General features: G+C 53.7%; 5 protein-coding genes. All 5 read right to left on the bottom strand.

All coding sequences use genetic code 11. From position 1 onward, the window contains the following. Nucleotides 1-331 precede the first annotated feature (331 nt). Nucleotides 332-1,390, bottom strand: a complete 1,059-nt coding sequence (locus H7F31_RS04370; RefSeq protein WP_187103186.1) for a TolB family protein — start codon at nucleotides 1,388-1,390, stop codon at nucleotides 332-334. A gap of 259 nt (nucleotides 1,391-1,649) precedes the next feature. Further along, nucleotides 1,650-3,971, bottom strand: a complete 2,322-nt coding sequence (locus H7F31_RS04365; protein WP_187103185.1) for a helix-turn-helix domain-containing protein — start codon at nucleotides 3,969-3,971, stop codon at nucleotides 1,650-1,652. A gap of 44 nt (nucleotides 3,972-4,015) precedes the next feature. Beyond that, nucleotides 4,016-5,638 carry an extracellular solute-binding protein gene (locus H7F31_RS04360; protein WP_187103184.1) on the bottom strand — a complete coding sequence of 541 codons (1,623 nt, stop codon included), beginning with the start codon at nucleotides 5,636-5,638 and terminating at the stop codon, nucleotides 4,016-4,018. A 91-nt stretch (nucleotides 5,639-5,729) separates the two neighbouring features. Then, nucleotides 5,730-6,602 carry a carbohydrate ABC transporter permease gene (locus tag H7F31_RS04355; protein WP_187103183.1) on the bottom strand — a complete coding sequence of 291 codons (873 nt, stop codon included), beginning with the start codon at nucleotides 6,600-6,602 and terminating at the stop codon, nucleotides 5,730-5,732. A gap of 25 nt (nucleotides 6,603-6,627) precedes the next feature. Then, nucleotides 6,628-7,590 carry an ABC transporter permease gene (locus H7F31_RS04350; protein ID WP_261800298.1) on the bottom strand — a complete coding sequence of 321 codons (963 nt, stop codon included), beginning with the start codon at nucleotides 7,588-7,590 and terminating at the stop codon, nucleotides 6,628-6,630. Nucleotides 7,591-7,711 lie beyond the last annotated feature (121 nt).

Here is a 7,711-nt window from a genome sequence, read left to right as displayed (position 1 = left end):
ACACTTCAGAACTCCAGCACTGCCATCCGCCTCTAATTCGCGCCCAGCACGCAGACGTTCTATTGACATAAACTGCGCAAACAAATCTGCATCTGAGAGCTCCATAAACAAGCCGTCTCGATCAGGGCGCTTGGATCCCGGGATTAACTCGCTTCCAAGGTATCCTATTTCAAACCCTGCAAACGACTCAAAATCATATACTTTCCTATCATTTCAAAGAAAGAGACCCGCTTCGCCAGCGAGTCCCCTTCCGAGCCTGCCTCTTAATAGTATAACTTCATATTACTTGGCGGCATCCAAATGTCAGTCTGGTTTAATGGTTACTGGTTCTCTATTCCGCTATATCGATGATGCCTACCCGCAGCTTCCGCTCCTCGTCCGCCAGCGTAAAGCTGATTTTGCGGCTGTCCGGACTAAAGGAAGGATGCGGATGCCCCGGATGTTGCTTCCACATCGGAATTTCGCACAGCAGCCTGGAGGAACGGCTTGCCAAATCGATCAGCACAATCTTGCTGATCTCCTCTTCCTCCGTCGTATCCGCGACCGCCCATCGGCCATCGGGACTTACCGCTACATGCCAATAACGATAGTCGCCGTTCACGAATTCCGCCTCGCCATTCCGCGCATCCACACGGTAAATGCCGGTTGGCTTTAGCGGGCTGTGCGGATATTTCACAAAGTACAGATGCCTGCCGTCCGGCGCCCACATCTCATGACCGACGTATTCTCCGAGCTCGCCGGTTTCCATCCGCTTCTGACCGAAGCCGCAGCGGAACTCGCCGCTCCAGACGTCCGCCATATAAATCCGGTCCGGAATAGATTCGGTCTGGCCCTCATGCGCGAAGAAAAGCAAATTTCGGTCCTCCGGATTAATCATCGCATGATTGGCTATCGGGTAGGGCTCCGCGAAGCCCGGAGTCGCCACCTCCCTCACGCGTCCCGTCTCCACGTCGACCGTACCGATAGCCCAAATCCCGCCGCTCGTCCGCCAATAAATGCCCATCGTACTGCCATCTTTCGTAATCGACAGCGGGCCGTATACGACCGCCTCCCGATTCAGGCTGCAGACGGTGCGGCTCCGGCCGGAAACCAGATCAAGCTCGTAAATGTCCGAACCCGCGTAATAATAGAACCGATCGCCGTCGGATACGAGGCCCCGGCCCCACTCCAGCCGATCGACGATGATTTCTCCCGAGCCATCCGTGGTATCCGCTTTGACGTAAACGCCCATTTTGTCCCCGTCGATATCCGTGCAAACCAAGATATGCCGGCTGTCCGACATCCAGGACATGGCAGTGAAATAATGGTGGCCCGTGTCGACACCGCTTGCCCCTATGGATCTTATGCTGACGCCCGTTGCGGCATCTATCGTTTCGCGCAATGTTAACATGTCGCTATCACCAACCTTTCCGTCCAACTAGCCACCCGCATGCTGCCGCGCCAACCTGGAGTCCCTTCCGGTCCCCCGTCTACGCCAGCCCGCAGGTACCCCTCTGTTCCCTCCGCGTCCAGCCTCCCGACTGTTCACGTTACTTCTTCGTCATCCACCCGCAAGCCATCCCTACGTTTCTTCCGCGTCAGCCAGCCGACTGCTCTCGCCTTTTCTTCGGCATCCGCCCGCATTCCGTCCCGCTACTCCATCCCCCGCGTCAACCTTTGGACCGCTCCCTGAATTCCGTCGGCGTCAGCCCCGTCATTTTCTTGAAGATCCGTACAAAGCTGTTGACGTTGGAGTAGCCGACTTGCTCCGCGATGTCGCGGATCTTGTCTTCCGTTCCGGCCAGCAGCTCTTTGGCCTGATTCATGCGGACCTCCATTAAATAATCGATAAAATTGCACTCCATCTGTTCCTTAAACAGCTTGCTCAAATGCGAGATACTAAGATGAAATTCGCCGGCAAGCAAATTGAGCGACATGTCGCTGCGCATATAATGCTCCTGAATGTACTGTTTGGCTTTATCGATCGTTTCGTTGCGTTCCCTGCTGCCTCGTTTCTCGCGAATTCGTTCGATAAAGCTGTCCAGCGCGCCAACCGTAAATTTCTCCAGTTGCTCCAGCCGCTCGTACTGATTCAGCATTTCGACCAAATATTGCTCCGGGAAAATGCCGTCCGTATCGACGCCGATTTCGGCCGCGGCGGTCGCGGTCTTCATCAGGCACTGCACGACAAGCTGCATGATCAATTCCGGCGGGACGCCTTGCTCCGCAAACGATTCGAACCACTTACGAACCTGCCCGCGCATCTTGTCGGCGTCAGGCAGCTTCACCGAAGCGACGATGCCGTCGGTCATGGCGAACAGCTTGTAGAATTGAGGCGACGGGTCCGCCGATATATCTTCTCTCGTTATAATGGAGTTGCCGCCCATGACCAGCTTATACCGGAGCGCTTCCAACGATTGCTTGTAGGATGTCGGTATCTCGTCGAGCATCTCCACAACATCCCCGATACCGATGCTGATCGTCCGTCCAAGATATTCCTGGACGAATTCCTTTAACATATCCGCCACGGCCACGGCCCGGATGGCATGCCGTTCCCGATCCTCGTCGTCGCCGAAGCTCATAATGACCACGCATTTGCCCTTGTCGAGCTCGCACGCTATGCCTTGGCCTTCCGCGTTCATCAGCTCCTCGGCCACGTTGCAAAGCGCATAGGCATACAGCTTCAAGTCGCGCGCGGAAGCAATCTGCCCCTTGTTGTCGAACTCGATGCTCATCACGACGAAGCGCTGCGCATGGAGGCGGATATTCAGCGTATCCATATAAGGCTGAATCGCCGACAAGTTTTTCGGTCCGCCCGACAGCAGCTCCGTCATTAACTGCCACTTGACCAGCGGCTTGCTTTCCACAACCTGCTTGTGCAACTGCTCCCTGTCCTCCAGAATATGCTGCACCGTCGATTCGAAATAATGGAATTCGTCGTTGTACTTGCGTCCTCCCGACTTGGCGGGAGCCGACAATTGCTGCCGCATCGCCTGGACGAACCGATTCATCGGCTTGAACGTCCAGCGGCCGATCACTGCGGCCGATACCGTAGCGACAACGAACAAGACAACCGCGAGCAGGAACAATACGTTGCGGAACAGGATGAGCGGACGGGTAAACTGCGACTCCGGCACGGAGCGGACGATATACCAGCCCGTATAATCGTCTTTGACATAGAAGACGGAGGACAGCGTCTGTTCCACATCGGCTGTGAAATGACCCGTGTCCCCCTCGGATTTCAGCATACGGCTTATATAAGAAAACTCGCTAATGTCCTTGCCTACCTTATTATGGTCCGAATGAAGCACCACGACGCCTTCCCGATCGACCACGAAGGTCTGCCCGCCATCGGCATCGGCCGTATTCCGAATCAAGCCGTACAACGCGTCCTCCTTGACGTTAACCGCAACGGCCCCTCTTCTCGTCCCCGGCGAATGGATAAGCGGATAGGTGCGCACCAGCGTCACGACGTCGCGATAAACGGGATAGCTGGAACGGTTGATGAGCACCTTGCGCGTCGACATCCATTCATAGAAACCGTCAAATTGCTCGAACCCGGTAATCCAGCGAAAGTCGTTCGACAGCTCCTCCTCCGTCAGCACATTCCCCGTGACAAGCCGTTGTTTTCCATAGGAATACAAGTCGATTGTGAAAATATTATCCATGCTGTTGATCGCGTTCGCAATCAGGTTGGAAATGCGGAACGCATTATTTTGGCTTGCCTGCTCATCCAGATCCTTGTCAAAGAAACGGATGACTTCATCGTTCTTGAGCAGCTGAATCGTCGACTTGTCAATATGCTTAAGCGTCAGCTCGAGCTTATGGTCGACTTGGCCGAGCAGCTCCATATTCGTATCGACCAATTGCCGTTTCAATTGTTTATTGAATACCGAATAGGTGAAAAAAAATGAAGTCGATACAAGGAGGAACAGGACGATGGACAAAACGCCGATCGCTTTCACAAGCCTCCGATTTTTGGTCACGTTCATGCCTGTTCCCCCTTATAAGTCAACCTCATCAGACTTCTGTCAGTTTAGAAGCTTGCCTTGTTCTCCTCGTACCACTTCTGCGCAAGCTCATCCGCTTCCTTGCCGCCCAGTCGCTCCCATTCCTTGCGGATCTCCTCGAGCGCCCACTGCCCCGTATATTTCGACCCTTGGGTTACGGCGGTTGCGCGCGTCTCCCGGATAAACGTATCCAGCGTCGAACGGATCTCGTTAATCTTGTCGAAGCTTGGCTGATACGGGATGTCCCTGCGGAACTCGTTTTTCATGGCAATCTCGAGCGATGTCATGTTCAGCTTGGCGATACGCTGGGACTGCTCGTCGTCGGGAGCAAGCGCAAGCAGGTCCTCGGCTTTGGTCACTTGATCTCTTACGACCGCGTATTCGCCGGCGTACAGCACTTCTTTGTTAAACTTATCGCTGTCAAGCTGCTTCGGAACGTCGTTGATCTTTTCATAATGAACGCCTTCCTCGCCATTGACAAGCGGATACCAACCTCCGTCGATCAGCCAGTCCAAATATTCGATCGCCGCTTTCGGATTTTTCATATCTTTATTGAAAGCTACGAAAATATTAGGCGGAGCTTCCTGATATGCGCCGTACTTGCCATATTGGGAAGCGACCATCTCCAGCGGTACCGGATTCGCCGTCGGCACGTTGGACAGCATATCCTTGATCATAATATCGTTCGAGCCTCTTCCCCATTGCCCGAGGTAAATGCCCGCTTTGCCTGTCGTCCAGAGCTGGCTGGCGCGCTGATTGTTGCTATCGGTCAGATACTCCTTGTCTACAAGCCCCAACTCATAAAGCTGCTTCTCCAGCCCGATCACATCGGCGAACCGATCCAGCGTAGCCCCGTATTGCATCTTGCCGTCCTCCAGGTACCATTGGAAGTTCATGGCGCCATAGATGGCCGAGTAAATATCGCTCGTGGTATGGCCTACGATCGGCGTGCTGTCCGGATACCGTTCCTTGAACGCCTTGGCAACCGCGATCAACTCCTCGACGGTTGTCGGCTGATCGAGCTTCAGCTCATCCAGCCAATCCTGCCGAATCCAGACGCCGTGATTGGCGACCGCGAACAACGGGCGTTCGGCGGAGATAGCATAGATCTCGCCATCGAACGTCAAGTAAGGCTTCAGCCCCGGGTGTTCTTCCAAATATTTTTTGTATGACGTGCTGTACTTCTCGATATATTCTCCAATAGGTTGAATGACGCCTTGTGTCACCAGCTTGCCGATATACGCGCGGTCATACTCCCACACCATATCGGGAGCGCCGCCGGACGCGAACAACACGTTAAGCGCGTCCTGCGCCTGATTGCGCGGCACGGGCACGATCGATACGTCGATGCCGGATTGCTCGCGAATCCACTTGACCCAGCGGTTATCCTCATACGTGCCTTCGTCGCTGGATACCTGACCCCGGTCAAAGGTGGAAATGCTGATTTTTTTAGGCAGACCTTCATACGGGTCCTTCTCCGCCCCTCCATTGTCCGAAGGCGCCTGGCTTTCCTGACCGGCCGTATTGCCTTTTCCTTTGTTGTCCGACCCGTTTGCGCCGTTCGAACAAGCGGAGACGACAACCATCACCATAACGACGAGAATCAGCAGCAATCTGCCCTTCAAGTATTGCTTCCCTTTTAGTTCCATACTTGACCTCCTGTTAACTGTTTTTAAATTATATCAGAACGCGCTTTGAAGGCGCACTTGATATCATGCGGAGACGGGAACGCCGGAGCCGTTAACCTTTGATCGACCCCAGCAGAACGCCCTTGATAAAATGTTTCTGCAGGAACGGATAGACGCACAGGATCGGCACGATGGCGAACACGACCGCAGCCGCCCGGATGCTCTCCGGCGTTATGACCGCTTGAAGGACGCCTTCCCCGCGCAGCAGCTCCGTGCTGACCAGATCGATCATTTGGTACAGCTTTACCATAAGCGACAACTTATCCGTGCTCCGGATATAGATCAGCACGTTCATATAAGAGTTCCACCAGCCGACCGCATAGAACAGCGTCAAGGCTGCGATAACCGGCTTCGACAACGGCAGAATAATTCGCCACAGAATCGTAAACTCGCTCGCTCCGTCGATAGCCGCGGATTCCTCCAGCTCCTCCGGCAACCCTTCCAGGAACGATTTCATAACAAACATGTTGTAGGCGCTAATAAGCGCGGGGAGCCACAGTGCCCAGTAAGAGTTGACAAGGCCAAGCGTATTGACGAGCAGGAAGTTCGGGATAAGCCCGCCGCTGAACAGCATCGTAAACAGAATCGCCATCAGCATGACATTCTTGCCTTTCAGCCTAGCCTTGGACAGCGGATAAGCCGCCATAATCGTAAACAGCATATTAAGCGCGGTGCCCACGACCGTAATGATGACCGTATTCTTCATGGCGACGATCAGTTGACCGTCCCGAATCAAATTGTTGTAGGCGTCGAGATTAAATTCGATCGGCCACATAAACACTTCGCCCGCGTTGATCGCCCTGCTGCTGCTAAAGGACGTCGCGATAATATTGATAAAGGGGAACAAAGTCGCATAAGCGCATAACGCCAGGAAAATGTAGTTCAGCCATCGAAACCAGGCTGGCGAGGAACTTGCTTCTTTCATGTCCGGTTACCTCCTGTCGTCCTTCTCACCATAAGCCCCTCTCTCCCATCGCCTTGATGATCCGGTTGACCGATACGACCAGAATCAAGGCAATCAGCGATTGGAATAGTCCGAGTGCCGTCGTATAGCTGTACTGCAAATTCACCAGACCTCTCGTATACACGAAGGTGCTGATAACCTCCGCCACGCTTGTCACGGCGTCATTGCGAAGCGCGTACACCTGCTCGAAGCCGACATCCATCATTTTGCCTACTTGCAAAATGAGCAGAATCGCGATCGTGCTGCGAATGCCGGGCAGCGTCACATGCCAGGTTTGCCGAAGCTTGCTTGCCCCGTCTATTTTTGCAGCTTCATATAACGTCGGATCGATGGAAGCCATGGCGGCCAAATACAGGATCGTGCCGAAGCCGGCTTCCTTCCATATGCCGGAGACGATAAAGCTGACGGGCCACCAAAGCTTGTCGGCCATAAAGTAGATCGGCTCCAGCCCGAACCCCTTTAGCAAATAGTTGACGAACCCCGTGGACGGCGACAGTAACGCGATCACGATGCTGCCCAGCACGACCCAAGAAATGAAATGGGGAATGTACAGCAAATTTTGCAGCGTCCTCTTGTACCATTCCACGCGGACCTCGTTTAACAGGATGGCCAGCAGAATCGGCACGGGAAACGCGAATAGAAGGTGATACAAGTTCAGCAAAAGCGTGTTTTTAAGCACGACGTAGAACTCCCTGCTCGCAAACAGCTTCTCGAACTGTTCGAAGCCGACCCAAGGGCTGTTCCAAATGCCGTCGGCCAGACGATAATTTTTGAACGCGATAATCTCGCCGAACATGGGAGCGTATTTAAACACGAGCAGATAAATGGCTACAGGAACAAGCAACATATAAAGAAAGCGATTTCGTGAAACTTGCTTCCAAAACGACGATTTTTTCCTTGCGGGCATTCCTGCTTCGGCAGGCAGTCCCGTCGGTTGCGATACATTCATTTTCATGCGAGTCTCCTTTCGGTTTGATTGGTAAGCGGCTAACCTGCACCCTTAAACTAGCACGGCATCGACCGCTATTGAAATCGCCACTTTTTACGGCGCTACGCCATATCCTTTTTTG

The sequence above is a fragment of the Paenibacillus sp. PAMC21692 genome (genome assembly GCF_014303795.1).
Classification (GTDB): domain Bacteria; phylum Bacillota; class Bacilli; order Paenibacillales; family Paenibacillaceae; genus Pristimantibacillus; species Pristimantibacillus agaridevorans.
Note: the sequence above shows the minus strand (reverse complement) of the source record. Positions and strands in the feature narration are given on the sequence as shown.

What these genes read in the sequence shown, in the direction of transcription:
- H7F31_RS04370 (WP_187103186.1), bottom strand. Translation starts at nt 1,390, where the DNA reads ATGTTAACATTGCGCGAAACGATAGATGCCGCAACGGGCGTCAGCATA.
- H7F31_RS04365 (WP_187103185.1), bottom strand. Translation starts at nt 3,971, where the DNA reads ATGAACGTGACCAAAAATCGGAGGCTTGTGAAAGCGATCGGCGTTTTG.
- H7F31_RS04360 (WP_187103184.1), bottom strand. Translation starts at nt 5,638, where the DNA reads ATGGAACTAAAAGGGAAGCAATACTTGAAGGGCAGATTGCTGCTGATT.
- H7F31_RS04355 (WP_187103183.1), bottom strand. Translation starts at nt 6,602, where the DNA reads ATGAAAGAAGCAAGTTCCTCGCCAGCCTGGTTTCGATGGCTGAACTAC.
- H7F31_RS04350 (WP_261800298.1), bottom strand. Translation starts at nt 7,590, where the DNA reads ATGAATGTATCGCAACCGACGGGACTGCCTGCCGAAGCAGGAATGCCC.